The sequence below is a fragment of the Paenibacillus gyeongsangnamensis genome, assembly GCF_027533625.1.
Classification (GTDB): domain Bacteria; phylum Bacillota; class Bacilli; order Paenibacillales; family NBRC-103111; genus Paenibacillus_G; species Paenibacillus_G gyeongsangnamensis.
On sequence record NZ_JAQAGZ010000015.1, the window covers coordinates 68,848 to 85,646 of the forward strand.

The 16,799-nt window shown below is 44.0% G+C and carries 13 protein-coding genes, 1 pseudogene and 1 riboswitch; of the genes and pseudogenes, 12 read left to right on the forward strand and 2 right to left on the reverse strand.

The annotated features are described in order from the left end of the window. Nucleotides 1–12: 12 nt before the first annotated feature. Both O9H85_RS22020 and O9H85_RS22025 read left to right on the forward strand, forming a co-directional pair. Nucleotides 13–873 carry a hypothetical protein gene (locus tag O9H85_RS22020; RefSeq protein WP_269883577.1) on the forward strand — a complete coding sequence of 287 codons (861 nt, stop codon included), beginning with the start codon at nucleotides 13–15 and terminating at the stop codon, nucleotides 871–873. Nucleotides 874–1,035: 162 nt separating this feature from the next. Continuing rightward, on the forward strand, nucleotides 1,036–1,923 hold the full coding sequence (locus tag O9H85_RS22025) for a polysaccharide deacetylase family protein (RefSeq protein ID WP_269883578.1): 888 nt from the start codon (nucleotides 1,036–1,038) through the stop codon (nucleotides 1,921–1,923). 47 nt (nucleotides 1,924–1,970) lie between these two features. On the opposite strand, the gene O9H85_RS37855 is transcribed toward O9H85_RS22025, so the two are convergent. Then, a complete protein-coding gene (locus O9H85_RS37855; RefSeq protein WP_409348179.1) occupies nucleotides 1,971–2,150 on the reverse strand; it encodes a DUF3973 domain-containing protein in 180 nt (59 codons plus the stop codon). Nucleotides 2,151–2,376: 226 nt separating this feature from the next. On the opposite strand from O9H85_RS37855, the gene O9H85_RS22030 reads away from it, so the two are divergent. The 4 genes from O9H85_RS22030 to O9H85_RS22045 all read left to right on the forward strand — a co-directional run bounded on the left by O9H85_RS22030 (nucleotide 2,377) and on the right by O9H85_RS22045 (nucleotide 8,733). After that, entirely contained in the window at nucleotides 2,377–3,360 is a 984-nt protein-coding gene (locus O9H85_RS22030) for a hypothetical protein (protein ID WP_269883579.1), read from the forward strand. A gap of 148 nt (nucleotides 3,361–3,508) precedes the next feature. Continuing rightward, on the forward strand, nucleotides 3,509–5,635 hold the full coding sequence (locus tag O9H85_RS22035; RefSeq protein ID WP_269883580.1) for a bifunctional metallophosphatase/5'-nucleotidase: 2,127 nt from the start codon (nucleotides 3,509–3,511) through the stop codon (nucleotides 5,633–5,635). A gap of 144 nt (nucleotides 5,636–5,779) precedes the next feature. Next, nucleotides 5,780–5,944, forward strand: a riboswitch (M-box (ykoK) riboswitch). 281 nt (nucleotides 5,945–6,225) lie between these two features. Further along, the gene (locus O9H85_RS22040; RefSeq protein ID WP_269883581.1) at nucleotides 6,226–7,476 is read left to right on the forward strand and encodes a magnesium transporter; all 1,251 of its coding nucleotides are present in this window, start codon (nucleotides 6,226–6,228) and stop codon (nucleotides 7,474–7,476) included. A 3-nt stretch (nucleotides 7,477–7,479) separates the two neighbouring features. Further along, nucleotides 7,480–8,733 carry an Nramp family divalent metal transporter gene (locus O9H85_RS22045; RefSeq protein WP_269883582.1) on the forward strand — a complete coding sequence of 418 codons (1,254 nt, stop codon included), beginning with the start codon at nucleotides 7,480–7,482 and terminating at the stop codon, nucleotides 8,731–8,733. Nucleotides 8,734–8,895: 162 nt separating this feature from the next. Here O9H85_RS22045 and O9H85_RS22050 read toward each other — a convergent pair whose 3' ends face one another. Then, a complete protein-coding gene (locus O9H85_RS22050) occupies nucleotides 8,896–10,656 on the reverse strand; it encodes an ABC transporter ATP-binding protein (RefSeq protein ID WP_269883583.1) in 1,761 nt (586 codons plus the stop codon). 503 nt (nucleotides 10,657–11,159) lie between these two features. Here O9H85_RS22050 and O9H85_RS22055 point away from each other — a divergent pair. From O9H85_RS22055 to O9H85_RS22080, 6 genes and pseudogenes are all read left to right on the forward strand, one after another. After that, nucleotides 11,160–11,456: a metal-sensing transcriptional repressor gene (locus tag O9H85_RS22055; protein WP_269883584.1), complete on the forward strand. Its 297-nt coding sequence runs from the start codon at nucleotides 11,160–11,162 to the stop codon at nucleotides 11,454–11,456. A gap of 125 nt (nucleotides 11,457–11,581) precedes the next feature. Beyond that, nucleotides 11,582–12,946 (forward strand): MATE family efflux transporter, encoded by a 1,365-nt coding sequence (locus tag O9H85_RS22060; RefSeq protein WP_333474241.1) that lies wholly within the window; start codon nucleotides 11,582–11,584, stop codon nucleotides 12,944–12,946. Between the two features lie 347 nt (nucleotides 12,947–13,293). After that, nucleotides 13,294–13,758: a phosphotransferase gene (locus O9H85_RS22065; protein ID WP_269883585.1), complete on the forward strand. Its 465-nt coding sequence runs from the start codon at nucleotides 13,294–13,296 to the stop codon at nucleotides 13,756–13,758. Nucleotides 13,759–13,781: 23 nt separating this feature from the next. Further along, the gene (locus O9H85_RS22070) at nucleotides 13,782–14,834 is read left to right on the forward strand and encodes a Cj0069 family protein (RefSeq protein ID WP_269883586.1); all 1,053 of its coding nucleotides are present in this window, start codon (nucleotides 13,782–13,784) and stop codon (nucleotides 14,832–14,834) included. Nucleotides 14,835–14,950: 116 nt separating this feature from the next. Then, complete coding sequence (locus O9H85_RS22075; protein WP_269883587.1) at nucleotides 14,951–15,535, forward strand: 3'-5' exonuclease family protein; 585 nt, start codon at nucleotides 14,951–14,953, stop codon at nucleotides 15,533–15,535. Between the two features lie 18 nt (nucleotides 15,536–15,553). Continuing rightward, nucleotides 15,554–16,707: pseudogene (locus tag O9H85_RS22080) on the forward strand (DNA polymerase). Nucleotides 16,708–16,799 lie beyond the last annotated feature (92 nt).

Sequence of the window (16,799 nt, forward strand, 5' to 3'; positions counted from 1 at the left end):
TAGGAGGAAATCATGAAAAAAGTTGTAATTTCCGTTTTACTTACTGCGGCGCTCCTAACAGCTTGCGGAAAAGCAGGAACGACGGATCAGCATTCGCACAGCGGAGCTGCAGGCTCAACGCAAGGCGATATGGCAGGCATGGATCATTCCGGGATGGCCAAAGGGGGGGACTCCTCCCAAGCCGCTAATGTTCAAGCCCAGTTTAAGCTTTCGACGGATAAGCCGCAGCCGAATCAAGATACGACAATCACCATAACGGTTCAAGATAAAAATGGAAAGCTGATTGATAAATTTGATACGGTGCATGAAAAACAAATGCATCTTATCGTTGTAAGCAAGGATTTGTCTTTCTTTAACCACATTCACCCTGATTATAAAGGGAACGGTGTTTTTACCGTTACAACTCAGTTCCCAACAGCCGGCGACTTTAAATTGATCGCTGACATAACTCCAACCGGTATGGGAGCGATGAACAAAAGCCAGTGGGTTACGGTTCAAGGTAGCGCACCGGCAGCCAAACCGATTGAACCGGATGCGACATACACTAAAGTCGTGGATGGAAAAGAAGTTACGCTTACGTTTGATCACTTGATGGCAAATATGGAACTGAACATGAATTTTAATATCAAAGATGCTCAAACGAAGAAGCCTGTCACGGACTTGCAGCCATACTTAGGTGCAGTCGGTCATGTTGTGATTTTAAGCCAGGATGCCGAAAATTATCTTCACGTCCACCCGACAGATGAGAAAGCAAAAGGACCAGACGCTAAATTTATGACGGCTTTCCCGCACAGCGGTATTTATAAAGTATGGGGACAATTCCAGCAAAACGGGAAAGTCATTACCGTACCTTTTGTCGTAAAAGTACCGTAATAGGTTTGAAGCTCAGTTGTTTTGCGACTGGGCTTCCTTCTTATGTGAAAAGTAAAGTAGCCAATTCGAATAAGAGTTGGCTACTTTACTTTTGATTTGATATAAATAAATTATGCGGCAATTATCAGATTGAACCATCATCATATTAAAGGCGGTTTGAACATGAAGTTGTATGGAGCTTCGTTTTTGGTTAGATTAGGTGCAGCTTCTCTTATAGTCCCCATGCTCCTTGTGTCGGGATGTCAATCTTCTCTTCCAAGTAATTTACCTGCGAAAGCTGACATGAATAATGTACAAGCAAATGAACAGCCCGTTACAACGGAAGTACAAAATTTAGAGGTTAAACCTTCGCAAGAGAAAGATATACCAAGTACACCGACAGATAAGATTCCTGATAACCCGTTGGGATCTGAAGTCGGAAAACCGAAGGAAGAAGCAAATGTTGTCGAAGCATCCAAAACGCACAAAATCTCCGCTTTAAAACCGGTTTACACCGTTGCAAAAGGCACGGTAGCGATTACGATCGATGACGGACCGACACGATATACAAAGGAACTTCTAAAGGTTCTTCGTGAGAATGATGCCAAGGTAACCTTTTTCTTTCTTGGGCAAAATGCCGCTGCTTACCCTCAAGCCGTAACCGAGGCGGTTTATGACGGTAATGAAATCGGTTATCATTCCAATTCGCACCCCAAAATGACTAGTATGACGTACGATGAACAAAAAAAAGAATTCGACCTCGGTTTAAATAAGCTGCAGAAATTGGTCGCCAAGCCTGTTAAACTATTCCGCCCTCCTTATGGAGCATATAATAATGATACAAAACTTGTGACGGAAGAGCACAGCATGAGCATGATTCTCTGGGATGAAGACCCACGGGATTGGTCCACAACCGATTCCGCCGCTGTGGTTAAGCAAGTATTAGCGCAAGTTAAATCAGGGGGGATTATTGTTATGCACGACCATCCCTCGACGATTGCTGCCTTGCCTGACATTATTAAAGGTATCAAGTCGAAAGGGATGAGATTGGTAACCATTCCGTCACGATAAAAATAAAAGGACATGTATGCAGTGCGGCGGCATCATGTCCTTTTCAGCTACAAAGCGGTGAGATGGTCATCTAAAGCATCATTTTGTAGCTGCTTAACTTGTTGCTCCCGACATAATCCCGCAGGATAAATAACTCCTTTAGAGGTGAAAAAGCCTGAATTGAAAACGAGCTCGTTCTCATTATAACCCCTGTCATGAATTTGAGCGCATTCAAGGCAATAATACATCTTCTTGTCACTTTCCTTCCCTCATCAAAAAAAAGTAACTGCTTTTATTATAATTCCGTTGATTCTTGGCGTATATTCAATAAAGTTATCATTTATATTGCAGAATTGAACAAAAAAATGGAATACGTGCCCATATGAACTAGCCACTGTAATACTATTCGTATAGGCTTCCGAATAGTATTACTACTGCATAATGTTCGAAGGAAAACTTATTTTATGAAGGAGGATGAGTCCGATAAAACACCGCGAGCATCTCATAACCATGTTGTTTGCCACTTGGTTGATTTTAGGTGTATTTGTCGATGGTTTTCATCACAACCATGGGGATGTAGATTCCTTTTGGACTCCGTGGCATGCCCTTTTGTACTCCGGATTTTTGGCATCCGCACTTTGGATTTTTTACTTGGTTTTCCGTACCAAAAAACAGACCGAACAAAGCTGGAAGAAATCCATTCCAAGCGGATACGGATTAGGCGTTCTTGGAATCTTTGTCTTTTTAGCCGGCGGAATTGCAGATATGATGTGGCATCTGTTTCTGGGAATTGAACACGATGTGGCTGCATTATTAAGCCCCAGCCATTTGACCTTGCTTGTCGGGATTCTTTTGATTGTTACAAGTCCATTTCGGGCGCTCTGGAGAGAAGCCGGGGAGATGCAGCCGTTTACGGCGTTATTATCCATTACTCTGACGTTTTGTATGCTCTCTTTTTTCTTATGGTATGCTTGGGCGTTTATTAATGATTTGTCATCCGCAAACGCGCTTAATCATTATTTATCGGTCTATCGTTCAAATCAACTGAAATCCGTTCTAGACGGGTTAGAAAAACGCGGAGTCGAACAAACGCTTCTAACCACCGCATTGTTGATGTATCCCATCCTTCTATCCTTAAAACGATGGAAAATCCCATTCGGGGCAATGACATTCGTTTTTGCTGTCGAAACAACGCTCATGAGTATGCTTGAGGGATTTACTTATGTTGAAAACATCTTATTAGCCATCATCGCCGGTGTTATAGGTGATATTATGATTAAATATGCCCGCTCCGCGGCTGTTGTCGCGATCATTGTTCCCTTAGTCTTATGGAGCTTATACTTTGCGGTAGTGATGGCAAAGGGAATGGCGTGGGCACCCGAAATATGGGGCGGTTCCATTGTATTATCGTCGATTGTCTCGTTCGGTTTGTACCAAATGAGCAAACCAAGTCAATAGCAAGCTGAATTTTATTCAGGTCAGGTCTCTTGGGACCTGATCTTTTGGTCTTATTTTACATTTGCTTAACAATCTGTTGATATAAGGAAAACGATTCTATCTTACAATGTTAAGGAGTTTATCTATAATATAGGGGAGAAGTGAAGTCATGAAAAATGCTTCGTCGATTCGAAAGAAAGGACTAGCTACGGTACTTTCAGGGTTCCTGTTGCTTTCTGTCCCGGTCACAGGTTTTGCTCATGATGGCGGTGCGGCAGATTCAAGTTCAGTGAAGTCCGAATTTGTAGGACCGGCTTTTGAAAAATCCACGCACGCGTTGTCACAAGTTACCTTTACGATCATTCATGATACGCATTTTCATGGAAACTTCGGAAATCCGAAAGAGCCGAATAATATTGCCAATTACTTTGGTATCGCTAACAAAATCAAGGCTGAGAAGCCCAATTCTCTATTCATCGGCAATGGCGATGATCTTGGAACATCCGTGATATCTTCCACATTCCAGGGACAACCCATCGTGGACGCATTCAATGCAGGCAAGCTCGATGTTGATACTTTTGGTAATCACGATTTTGACATGGGACCGGACCAATTGTCCAAGCTGGTGAAAGCCTCTGAGTTTCCATGGGTCAGCGCTAATGCAGTAGACAAGCGTACGGGAGACGTTTTTGCAGGTGAATCCGGAGCAAAACGGTTTATCATTAAAGAAGTGAATGGAGTCAAGATAGGGATCACGGGACTCATCAACGAGGAAGCGCCGCAAATTACTTCCATGGGACCGAATGCTATCGTGCTGAATCCAGTGGAAGCGATGAAAAAGATTGTTCCTGAAATGAAGGCGGCAGGCGCTCAGTTCATCATCGTGTCTTCACACCTGGCCAGCCCGGATGCTCGAATCGTCGCGGAAAAAGTGGACGGAATCGACCTGATCGTTGGCGACCATGCAGCTTTTGCATTTGATAGTCCTGAAAAAATTCACAACACGCTGCTTTGGTTCATTGGGGACGAGTTTACATACCTTGGGGAAATGAATTTTAACTTTCAAAACGGCAAAGTGGCCGATTTTAATTACCACCGATATGCATTGAAAACAGACGTGGCTAAAGAAGGCTATCAGCCGGACCCGAACGTCAAAGCAGTCATGGACGGCTACAACTCAAAGCTCAGCAAGGAGCTTGAAGTGCAAATCGGTTCTACACAAACCGAGCTCGATGTCATGAAATCTTCCCAACGTAAAGCGGAAACGGCTATAGGTAATCTGGTAGCTGACGCAATGAAGGACTATACGAAGGCGGACGTAGCTCTTATTAATGGCGGGGGCATTCGCGCGGAACGTATTTTCCCGGCAGGGCCGCTGACCAAGAAGGACATTCTGGACGCTATGCCGTTTACCAACTATGTCGAAAAGCTGGACATTACAGGAGATCAGCTATACCAAGCACTTGAAAATGGGGTAAGCCAAATCGAAAGCGGTGCCGGCCGGTTCCCGCAGGTCAGCGGCATTCAGTTTGTGTATAACCCTAAACTGACTCCAGGTGCTCGTGTGCTTGATGTTAAGGTGAATGGTCAGGCTCTCGATCGTAAAGCGCATTATAGCATTTCCGTCGTTGATTTTGTCGCAGAGGGCGGCGACGGCTACGATGTGTTCAAGGGCTCTAAAATATTGTTAGACAAAAATGCGGGTCCTGTATTGTCCAAGGTTGTTGGGGACTACATTCAACAAAAAGGTACTATTGCACCAAAAGTTGAGGGACGGATTCAGGTTTCCGGGGATGCTCCGACAAATCTTTATTCCGATTTAAACGGCCAGTCGTTCGAAGCCGTTCTGGCAGAAATGGATTTGCAAAACAAAGGTATTTTAGGCTCCGCTGACGGGGGCAAGCAGTTCCAGCCGGAAAAAGAGATGTTAGTCGGCGAGTTTACCCAAGTGCTGAGGAAAGCTTTAAATTTGAAGCCGTCGGATCTTCAGGAAGCCGATAAGCTGGACGCAAACGCAAAATTAACTCGCGAGCAAATGACGATGCTGCTCTCCAAAGCATTAAAAGTAATAAATAAACAGCCAACGGTGAACAGCGAAGCTTTGAAATCGTTGGATGCATTTGCCGATAAGGAAGCGCTGAATAATAATGCAAAGAGCGACTGGGTGGTTGTAGCCTATACCGGTCTTATCCGCGGCAAAGCGGATTCGAAAGGGAGAGCATATCTTTCCCCCGCGGATATTGTAACCCGAGTCCAAGCTGCGATTGTAATCGAACGATTGTTACAGCTGAAATAAAAGTTAAGTGAATAAGTTTAAGCCCCGAATCCTGATTCGGGGCTTTGTTATTCATTGCCATCGAAAGGTGGTTATTATTAATAATAAAATATAATTGACAGGCAGGAAAAACAGTCGTAAGATAACAATGTTTTCAAAATGAAATTTAATCCTCGTTAGGCGAGGCTCCTATACAAACATAGGCCATTGCCCGGAAACGTCGAAAGACGCCAATGGGTTACCAGGGATTGCCGGATTAAGGCTTTACCTAATATGGCTGAGCTGTTGCTCTACGTTGTATAGTGCTAAAGCTAAACTAGGGGGATGAATGTACTTCCGTGTACTTTTGTACTTCGAAGTCCAACCCCCTATGCCCATAGGGGGTTTTTAGTTTGCTTGAAAACCACCTTATCAGGAAACAATAACCATAACCGTTCCTGATGCTGGGAATACTATGGAGGTGAGTTTATGGATCCGGATCCTAGTATAGAGCGATGTAGACTGTGTGAGTCCGGAAGGATGCGTATATGAGAATTGAATGGTGATGCAATTCAGTTCTGATTTATGCATCCTTCCGGAGATTAAATGTTCAAACCGGGAGGGTTACCATTATGGCTGTCATACAAACCTTTTATTTGAGTCGGATTCTTGGTAACAAAATTTGGTCAGATCCGCAGCATGTAGTTGGAAAGTTATTGGATTTAATCGTGGATTTGACGGCTGTTCGTCCGCAAGTCGTGGCGGTTAAAGTGAAAGTCGGCAATAAGATTCGGATTGTTGATTTCTCATCTTTCACGATCTCGAAGGTGAATAAACAGTATTACATTGAATGTACGGATTTAAAAGAGAAGGACATTTCACCAGAACATACCTTGTTCCTTGTTAAGCATGTGCTCGATAAGCAAATTGTTGACATGTTCGGAAGGAAAGTGGTTCGGGTTAACGATCTTAGATTGGCGATTCTCTCCAACGGAGTTTATACGGTTGCGGTAGATGTGGGTTTTGAAGGTTTGTTGCGAAGACTTGGAATTGCTAAGCCTTTAAAAAATGTATTGAAACCGCTCGGAGTTAACATACCAAGCAATTTATTGCTTTGGGATGATGTGGAAACAATTGACTTTTCCCACCGGGGAATTAAGCTCTCCAAGTCGTATACCAAGCTATCTGCGCTTCATTCCTCGGATCTTGCCGATATTATTGAGGATTTGGATCGATCCACTCAGCTCGCCGTCTTTTCATCATTAGACGCCGAGAAAGCGGCGGATGTGCTGGAGGAATTGGAAACGGAAGCCCAGGTCAACGTGATAGAAAGTCTCACTACTGAAAAAGCGGCTAACATGCTTGAAAAATTACCGACGGACGAGGTTGCAGATATACTCGATGAAATGGATGAAGATCATGCTAATGAAATCTTAGATCAGATGGAAAGAGAAATATCGGAGGAAGTCAGGGAATTAATGGAATATCCTGATAAATCTGTTGGTAGTCTTATGACTACAGAACTGATTTCATTTAATGAAAATATTACGGTAAATGAGGCCATTCAAGAACTAAGAAGATTAAAACCGGATTCAGAGTCCATTTATTATATTTATATTGTAAATGATGAGGGAAAACTCATCGCCCATCTATCTCTTCGTGACTTAATCATTGCGGAACCCGAGACACAATTACAAGAAATTTTAGATCGCAACGTGATTTATGTTTCCGACGATGAACAGATCGATACACTTAATGAGATTATATCCAAGTATAATTTGCTTGCTGTACCTGTAGTTGATGACAAAATGTTTCTAGTGGGAATAGTCCCTATTAACGATGTGGTTTATAACCTGCTCAAATCCAGAAGAAAGAGGGCTTAACAAATGGTCTCTAATGTCACAAAAAAGCAAAGCTTCTGGAAAAGAACGCTACTTTTTTTAGCCCTCTTAGGGCCTGGAATTATTACTGGAAGCGTGGATAATGATGCCGGCGGAATTACAACGTACTCTGTAGCTGGGGCTTCTTATGGATATAATTTGCTGTGGACTTTAATTCCCGCCTTTATAGTGCTTCTTATCGTGCAAGAGATGAATGCTCGTATGGGCATTGTAACGGGAAAAGGACTTGCTGACCTTATTCGGGAGAATGCAGGAGTCAAAGTGACCTTCTTCATCTTTCTTGGTTTGCTTGTGGCTGATATCAGCAATACCATGACCGAATTTGCAGGGGTTGCAGGCAGTATGCAGGTATTTGGAGTCAGTAAATATATTGCAGTGCCTCTTGCGGCCGCGGCTGTTTGGTTGCTCGTGGTCAAAGGGACTTATCGATTTGCAGAGAAAATATTTTTAATTTTCAGCGTTGCTTTACTCTCATATATTATCTCGGCTTTAATGGGAAAACCGAACTGGTCTGAGATCGGAACAGCTATGATTCATCCTGAAATCAAGTTGAACATTGACTACGTTTCAACGGTCATCGGTATCATCGGGACAACCATTGCCCCCTGGATGCAGTTTTATATGCAATCCGCAGTAATTGAAAAGGGACTCAAGGTTGAGAATTATAAATATACCTTATTGGACGTCACTGTCGGATGCGTAGCCACGATCGTTGTAGCCTTCTTTATTATCGTCGCATGCGGATCTACCCTTTTTGTAAATGGACATGGTACGGAGATAACGGATGCGAAAGATGCCGCTTTAGCATTAAAGCCTTTTGCAGGAGCTATGGCATCGCAAGTATTTTCATTCGGGCTTTTCATCGCTTCCATTTTCTCGGCAACAATATTGCCTGTAGCTACGGCGTTTTACGTATGTGAAGCTTTCGGTTTTGAAGCGGGGATTGAAAAAAAGTGGAGAGAAGCTCCCCAGTTTTACTGGCTCTATACCGTGATATTAATCATTTCTGCAGGTATCATTTTGATACCGAATGCACCGCTCATAGCTATTACCTTGTGGTCCCAAAGAATTAACGGTCTTTTATTACCCATCGTATTGATTTGTATGATGCTTCTCGTAAATAATAAAGATGTTATGGGGAAATATACAAATAAGGCTTGGAACAACATTATTGGGTGGACCACCATCGTGATCCTTATTGTGTTATCCTTGATTTTAGTTATATTAACGTTGTTTTAAACAATGGCCCCTCCAGTTGAATGAGGAATATTGTGAAATAAGTGATATTGGAATTATCCCCTAGCGGTAAACAGTGAAAATAGAATTCATGGGATCATGAATTAAACGCTGTTAGCCGGAGGGGATTTTTTAATGCTGCATAGGACTATATCCATCCCATTTTTACATTTGAAGTGTGACGTCTTTGAGGTTTTGTACATTAAACAAGCGGGCATAGGCCCCATGCTTTAGCATCAATTCTTCATGAGTTCCTTTTTCCGTAATTTCTCCATGTTCAATGAGAACAATTTGATCTGCATGCGTAATCGTAGACAGTCGATGAGCAACAATTAAAGTTGTTCTGTCTTTTGCCAATTGTTCAAGGGATTCCTGTATTAAATGCTCCGATTCTAAATCAAGGGCAGATGTTGCTTCATCAAGAATCAAAATTCGAGGGTTTTTAAGAAATACCCTGGCTATAGCAATCCTTTGTTTTTGGCCTCCGGATAGCTTTACACCGCGCTCGCCAATTTCGGTTTCATACTCGTTCGGTAAACTCATGATAAAATCATGGGCATTTGCTGCACGCGCCGCGCTGAGTATTTCTTCCATCGAAGCCTTAGGATTTCCAAAAAGAATGTTTTCCCGGACGCTCCCGCTAAATAAAATATTGTCTTGAAGGACCATCCCAATCTGACTACGTAAGCTCCTTATTGTAATATCCTTGATATCTTTATCATCCAATAAAATTGTTCCCATCTGTATATCGTAAAAACGCGGGATCAGACTAATTAAAGACGATTTGCCGCCTCCGCTCATTCCAACAAAAGCTACCGTTTCTCCCTCATTGATAGTTAGGCGGATATCCTTTAGTACCCAATCCGTTGAGCTTTCATAGCGAAAACGGACTTGATCAAATACGATTTTGCCTTTTACCTTTTCAACGTTCTTAGCTTTTGGAGAATCCATAATATCATAGGGTTCATTCATGAGCTCAACCACACGCTCAAGGGAGGCGCTGGCTTGCGTCAACTCCGTAGAGGAATTTACTAATCGGCGAAGAGGACTATACAATCGGTCCAAGTAAGCAAAAAAGGCAACAAAAGCACCGAGCGTAATATGCCCTTGAATCACCTGGTAGCCGCCGTAAAATAATACAAATAAAGGTGCCAAATCCGTTAATGTATTGATGATGGCATTAGTGAGTGCATTCCATTTTGTTAAAGCCAATGCTTTTTGAAGGAAAACGTTGTTCTTCCCGCCAAATTTTTCTTTCTCCGCTTCCTCCAAGGTGAAGCTTTTTATAACAGGAATTCCGTTTACGCGTTCAAATAGATACCCCTGCATCTCCGCCAAGGCTTGAGACCTTGATTTAGTAAAAATCCTCAATTTTCGATATAGCTTTTTTACGGATAAGGCATAGAAAGGTAAGACGGCTATGGACACCAGGGTCAATTTAAAATCCATATGAAACATGAAGCCTATGGCAATGGAAAGAGTAAACAAATCAAGCCATACATTCATCATCCCGGTTTCTACAATGCTCTTTGTTTGTTCCGCATCATTGATCATCCGCGAAATAATTTCACCGGTTTTGTGATTCTGATAATATCTTAAAGAAAGCTTTTGAATATGCTCATACAATCGATTACGAAGGTCGTAAAGGATTCGGCTGGTTGTTAACTGTGCATAATACTGCCTGAGATACTCTATAGGTGCTCTTACGACTACAAATAAAACAGCCGCGCCCAACATGATATAGATCAATTTCTGCATCTTTACAGCGGCGGGAAGCGAGCTAAGCAATAAATCATCAACAACATACTTCATGATGAGAGGTAAGGTGAGCGGAATGCCAAACTTAATCATTCCAATCACTACAGTGAGTATGACAAGCTTCCAATAAGGCTTTACAAAAGTAAGATAGGTTTTAAATTCTGACATTTGATTACTCCTTTAATGAAACCCTTCTGCTTATCAAATTATATCCCCCTAGGGGGGAATGGTCAATTTATTGCTTTATCGACAAGCTCGGAAAAACTCCAATTCATTATGAATGAGGTCCGAACAAACGGACGAGTTGAGTCAATGTTCGTATTACAAGATATGCAATGCCGGTGCGGAAGAATGGAGCTATTGTTCCGATATTGCGACAACAGGCTTTTCCATCGGCACATGCCCATGCTCATCATGACCACAAACATGAACACCACCATTCACATGATAAGCATCATCAGCACTCTTCGGATGACCATAAGCATTCGCATCATAGCCATAAACACCATGTTACTAAGTAACCCAGTGAAATCCCATGCATTTATTCAATCATGGTAGATATAGGCTTACCCACGTTGGAGTGGATATCATCATTGTCATTAAAACCGCCCTTGTTTCCTTAACAAGGGCATGTTATTTTTAATGGATAAGAGCATGGAGGTAATAAAAAGATGAGTGACCACTCTGATCATACTCATGACCATCCCCATAAACACCGTAAAGACATCGTAAATCGCTTATCTCGTATTGAGGGTCATTTGAGGGCGGTTAAAGAAATGACTTCCGAAGGCCGAGACTGTTCCGAAGTATTGCTGCAAATCGCAGCGGTAAGAAAAGCATTGGATAATGCAGCCAAGCTGCTTCTTAAAGACCACCTTGAGGGTTGCGTTGTTGATGCAGTAAAGCATGGAGATGAAGAAAAAATATTGGCTGATTTGAACAAAGCGTTAGACCACTATATTAAATAAAGTCAATAAAAAGGGGATACCGGCACTGGTATCCCCTTTTTTACACTTGAAATAACCCCCTAGGGGGGATGTCATTAGCTTATATATTTTAAAAATAAAATCAATCTGATTCAGGGGGAATTGCTTTGTCAAAGAACATTGAAATCAAGGATACAAGCAATAAAGAAAAGATTAGAATCATTTTAGCTTTAGGTATACCGGCGATGATCGAAAATTTACTTCAAACGATCGTCGGATTTGTTGATACCCTGTTTGTCTCTAAATTAGGTTTGCTGGAAGTTACCGCTGTCGGTGTAACCAATGCGATCTTGGCTGTTTATCTGGCGGTATTTTTAGCGATGGGTGTCGGTACTTCCTCATTGATCGCAAAAAGCGTGGGTGCCGGAAATTTAGAGAAGGCCAAGGCAATTGCAAGGCAATCGACCTTGCTATCAGCTATTCTGGGCATTCTATTCGGTCTGGTTACGTTTTTCTTTGCTAAGCCCCTGCTTCAGCTCATGGGGGCGGAACCGGCAGTGCTAGCCAGCGGGATCGTCTATTTTCGTATTGTCGCCGTACCCTCAATATTTATTTCGCTTATGACCATTTTTGGGAGCATCCTGCGCGCCGCAGGCGATACCAAGACACCTATGAAAGTAGGATTATGGATTAACCTGCTGCATATAGGACTCGATTATATTTTGATTTTCGGATCATCAGACATACCCGGGATGGGAGTCGCAGGGGCAGCTTGGGCAACCGTTATGGTTCGAGTAATCGGCTCCATCGCACTATTTGCATATATCCGAAAATCCAAATTGTCATTTTCGTTCAAGAAGGGGACGGGCGAATACACGCTTCCGCTGCTGCAGCTTTCTGCTCCTGCCGCTGCGGAACGGCTGATCATGCGTTTTGGACAGGTTCTATACTTTGGGCTCATTGTGCGTATCGGTACGGAAGTGTACGCGGCTCACACCATAGCAGGAAATATTGAGATATTTTCCTACCTGCCGGGATACGGGCTTGCCGTTGCGGCCACAACGCTTGTAGGACAATACTTGGGTGCGGGTCGCCGTGAAGATGCGTACCGCTTCGGGCTTTTTACGACAGGGATTGCAGTCGTATTTATGTCCTTTGTGGGGATTCTCTTTTTTATCTTTTCCCCGCTCGCTGCAACCTGGTTTACAAACGAGCCCCCTGTCATTGATATGGTCACAACCGCGCTCCGAATTGATGCTTTTGCTCAGCCCTTTCTAGCGATAGGATTGGTTCTGGCTGGAGCTTTGCAAGGGGCAGGAGATACCAAAAGCCCCATGTACAGTACAGCCATTGGGATGTGGCTCATCCGGGTCGTAGGGGTTTACGTACTATGCATCTATTTAAAAATGGGAATTGCCGGTGTTTGGCTCTCCATAGCCTTCGATCTTTTCATTAGGGCCATTTTTCTTTTTATCCGGTTCAACGGGAAATTAGCGAAACCTGTATCCATACGAGAGGAAGGTAAATCATGAACTTCTATTGGTTTTCTATGGTGTTCTTTTTTGTTTGGATCGTTCTCGCGGTTCTGTATTCCTATATGCTTAAGAAAAAGTAATCAGATAAGTGCTTTTGACTCGTAATCGACTCTACCTTACCTAATCTAAATCATGTTCCGGCAGCAAAGGCAGTTCATAGAAGATGTTATTTTATTTGAGAAAATTAGACCATTTTGATTGTAAATTATGCTTGATTTTACAAAAAGTAAACTAAGCATTTTGTTAAGGAATGTTAAGTGAATATTGACAGTAAAAACATCTTATATATAATGTAACTATAGTTACATTATATATAAGATGCGATGGGCCTAAACGACGCGATAATGAGCTTGCTGGATGGTTATGATACGCCGCTCGGCGAATCGGGCAGCGCACTGTCCTTAGAGCGATCGTTTGGAAAACTAGAATTAAGAGGCACCGCGAAGGAAATTGAGCTCGCACGCCAAATTGCCGAGAAAGCGTTGGCCCAATTACCGGATGATGAAGCACTCGTGGCCGTGCACGCCAATCCGGCAACGACTCATACTTTCGTAGATCCGGATTCTGGACAATATATGGGAACGATCGATTTCGGCGATGCCTATATCAGCCATCCGGTGTTCGATCTTCGGAGATGGGGACCGGCCGACCACGGCATCCTTCTATCCGGTTATGTGTCGGAGAATCCTGTAAGCGAAGATTTTATGCGTATTTGGAACGTTGTACATATTGTCGACAGCATAAACGTTTTCAGCGATAAAGAGGATCTTAGTGCGGATTTGGCCGGACTATTAGAGAAATTGTCATAATTGATAAAAGAAGATGTCGGACCATGAATCGAAGTGCTAGAATAGCGATTCTTTGGCATGGCAACCGTGAAGCTCGGGATCATGCCACCGCCGAGAACAACAAGTTCAGTCCAATTTTTGAAGAATTTCAACGTTATAATAGCACGGCTGAGCCTGCGGTTTACAACGATGAATTTGTCGATGAAGTGCGGGATCAGCTGCGTCAAGTCGATGGCGTCCTCGTATGGGTCAATCCCATTGAAGGCGGAAGGAATCGGTCAATTCTTGACGACATGCTGAGAGATGTAGCTTCAAGCGGAGTTTTCGTCAGCACGCATCCCGATGTCATTTTAAAGCTGGGTACCAAAGAAGTACTGTACCAGACAAGGGAAATGGGATGGGGAGGCGACATTCATCTCTACAAAAACATTCATGAGCTCCGGGAGCAATTGCCTGTTCGCCTTGCAAATGGATCGTCACGCGTTTTAAAGCAGAATCGCGGCAACGGAGGGAATGGGGTATGGAGAGTTGAATTTGCGGGCGGAAGTACCGCACGAGAATCAGACCCCGTCGTCCGTGTACTTCATGCACTCCGCAACAGTACAGAGACCCAGATGCCGCTCAGTGAATTCATGAACCAATGCGAAGCCTATTTTGAAGGATCCGGGCAAATGATTGACCAACCCTTTTACTCTCCCGTCCCCAAAGGAATGGTTCGGTGCTATATGACCCAAAACGAGGTTGTCGGATTCGGACACCAGTACGTAACCGCATTACTCCGACCGGAGCCCGGTTCCGAACCTCTGCAGCCGCAACCGAGAATTTATCATCCCGAATCCAAACCTGAATTCCAGTCATTAAAAAGAAAGATGGAAGCCGAATGGATACCGCAGCTTCAGAAATTACTCGGGATTGAAACTGAAGCTCTTCCGATGATTTGGGATGCGGACTTTCTCTATGGACCAAAGACAGCAGCGGGCGAAGACACCTATATATTGTGTGAAATCAACGTCAGCTGCGTGCACCCTTTCCCGGATTCGGCTGTCCCTAAATTGGTACAAACCGCAGCGGCAAGCATTAAGAATGATCAGAAGTAATTAACTAAACTTCAACCTGCGCTTGCTTGAACATGCTGCATCGTTTCAGATTGCGGGTAGCGTCAGCTTCGCGGGCGCTACCCGCTACTATCATACGCGCAAAGGTTGATCAATGTATGCTTTCAACGGGAAGGGAATTACTGATTTTCCCGCAAGATGAGCTGGATTTGAAAACGCAGCTTGCCAAACTGAAGAGCATAAAGTGTGTGGGCGTCGATTCGGAAACGACAGGGCTTGATCCTTTCGTTCATGAGCTTCGGCTTGTTCAGCTTGCCGCTGAAGGTTATCCGGTGCTGGTCATTGACGTGCGGGAGCTTGATGCTCAGGACCTCCATGCGCTGCAAGACTTTTTGGCCGGTCCGACGGTTAAAATATTGCATAACGCCAAGTTCGATTTGAAATTTCTGCTAAAAGCCCATTTGCCTGTTGGAGGTCAGCTTTTCGATACAATGATTGCAGCCCAGCTGCTTCGTTCCGTATCGGGCCTGTACCGCTATGGACTCGAAGATCTGGCTGAGCATCATTTAGGTATTCGTTTGAACAAAGAAAATCAAACAAGCGATTGGTCGGGAATCCTTACACTGGAGCAGATCCGTTATGCAGCGGAAGATGCCTGCATTCTTCCGCGTCTTCGTGATGTGTTGGTGAAAGAGTTAAAGCGTTATCGCTTGATTGATGTTGCCAAGCTGGAGTTCGATTGAATCCGTGCGGTTGTAGAGATGGAACTCACAGGAATTAGGCTGGATCGTTTACGATGGGACAAATTACGGACTCAATGCGAGGCTGCGCGAGAGCATGCGGCAGCTGCTTTGCTGCAGGAGCTTGATACCTCGCCCGTCCAGCTTTGTCTGTTCGGGGATGAGCCTGCATTCAGACTGAATTTGGATAGCAATCAACAAGTATTGTTGGCTCTTCGGGGAAAGGGGATACTGTTAAAGAATACCTCCCGCCATTCGTTAATACCTCTCTCGATGGATTATCCCATTGTAAGGACGCTGCTGGAGTATCGTAAAGCGGCGAAAGCAATACAAGCGTTTATGTATAGCATTCCCTCCACGATCCATCAGGCTACCGGAAGAATTCATTCGAGCTATCGTCAGATAGGCGCATCTACCGGAAGGTTTTCCTGCGGCGGACCCAATTTACAGCAAATTCCGCGCGGGAAAGAATTTCGCGAATGTTTCGTAGCGTCCCCCGGGCACAAATGATTATAGCCGATTACTCTCAAATTGAACTGCGAATCGTAGCGGAAATCTCCAGCGATGCCACCATGATCGAAGCGTACAGACTTGGGCAGGATATTCATGCCCTGACAGCTTCGCTCCTGGCAAGTAAAAAAATCGAACAGGTATCCAAAGAAGAACGGCAAGCCGCCAAGGCGGTTAATTTCGGACTCATTTATGCCATGGGAGCCAAAGGCCTGCGGGCTTATGCCGAGGAGACCTATGGCGTCAAAATGACCCTGGAACAAGCGGAAACATTCCGCACCCGTTTCTTTGAGGCGTATAGCGGAATTGCGCGTTGGCACCAGCATGTTAAACAGCATCCGTCCACAGAAACCCGAACATTAAGCGGCAGGCTTAGGATTTCTAAAGAACCGAGCGTCACGGGGCAATATAATACGCCGGTACAAGGAACCGCGGCAGATATTACGAAAGTGGCTTTGGGCATGCTGGTTGCTGCTTTAAATGACACGGGGGCAAAGATGGTAGGAACGATTCATGACGAAATCATTCTCGAAGCTCCTGAGGATTACGCGGAGGAAGCGGCAATTTGTTTGAAAAACACGATGGAAATGGCAGGCTCGCGGTACCTGAAACGTGTTCCTGTTGTAGCGGATGTAGTCATAGGCGATAGCTGGGCAGACAAATGAAGGGAAGAAGAAAGCTTGAGAAATCAGGCTTTTTTTATGTAGGAATACTCCGGATCGTATGAGCTGTCGGTCAAGTATTTGCACGTTGTGAG

Bases quoted from the DNA above. Each gene is read 5' to 3' on its own strand.
- O9H85_RS22075 (WP_269883587.1), top strand. From the start codon at position 14,951: ATGCTTTCAACGGGAAGGGAATTACTGATTTTCCCGCAAGATGAGCTG.
- O9H85_RS22020 (WP_269883577.1), top strand. From the start codon at position 13: ATGAAAAAAGTTGTAATTTCCGTTTTACTTACTGCGGCGCTCCTAACA.
- O9H85_RS22070 (WP_269883586.1), top strand. From the start codon at position 13,782: ATGAATCGAAGTGCTAGAATAGCGATTCTTTGGCATGGCAACCGTGAA.
- O9H85_RS22035 (WP_269883580.1), top strand. From the start codon at position 3,509: ATGAAAAATGCTTCGTCGATTCGAAAGAAAGGACTAGCTACGGTACTT.
- O9H85_RS37855 (WP_409348179.1), bottom strand. From the start codon at position 2,150: ATGTATTATTGCCTTGAATGCGCTCAAATTCATGACAGGGGTTATAAT.
- O9H85_RS22055 (WP_269883584.1), top strand. From the start codon at position 11,160: ATGAGTGACCACTCTGATCATACTCATGACCATCCCCATAAACACCGT.
- O9H85_RS22030 (WP_269883579.1), top strand. From the start codon at position 2,377: ATGAGTCCGATAAAACACCGCGAGCATCTCATAACCATGTTGTTTGCC.
- O9H85_RS22045 (WP_269883582.1), top strand. From the start codon at position 7,480: ATGGTCTCTAATGTCACAAAAAAGCAAAGCTTCTGGAAAAGAACGCTA.
- O9H85_RS22065 (WP_269883585.1), top strand. From the start codon at position 13,294: ATGAGCTTGCTGGATGGTTATGATACGCCGCTCGGCGAATCGGGCAGC.
- O9H85_RS22040 (WP_269883581.1), top strand. From the start codon at position 6,226: ATGGCTGTCATACAAACCTTTTATTTGAGTCGGATTCTTGGTAACAAA.
- O9H85_RS22025 (WP_269883578.1), top strand. From the start codon at position 1,036: ATGAAGTTGTATGGAGCTTCGTTTTTGGTTAGATTAGGTGCAGCTTCT.
- O9H85_RS22050 (WP_269883583.1), bottom strand. From the start codon at position 10,656: ATGTCAGAATTTAAAACCTATCTTACTTTTGTAAAGCCTTATTGGAAG.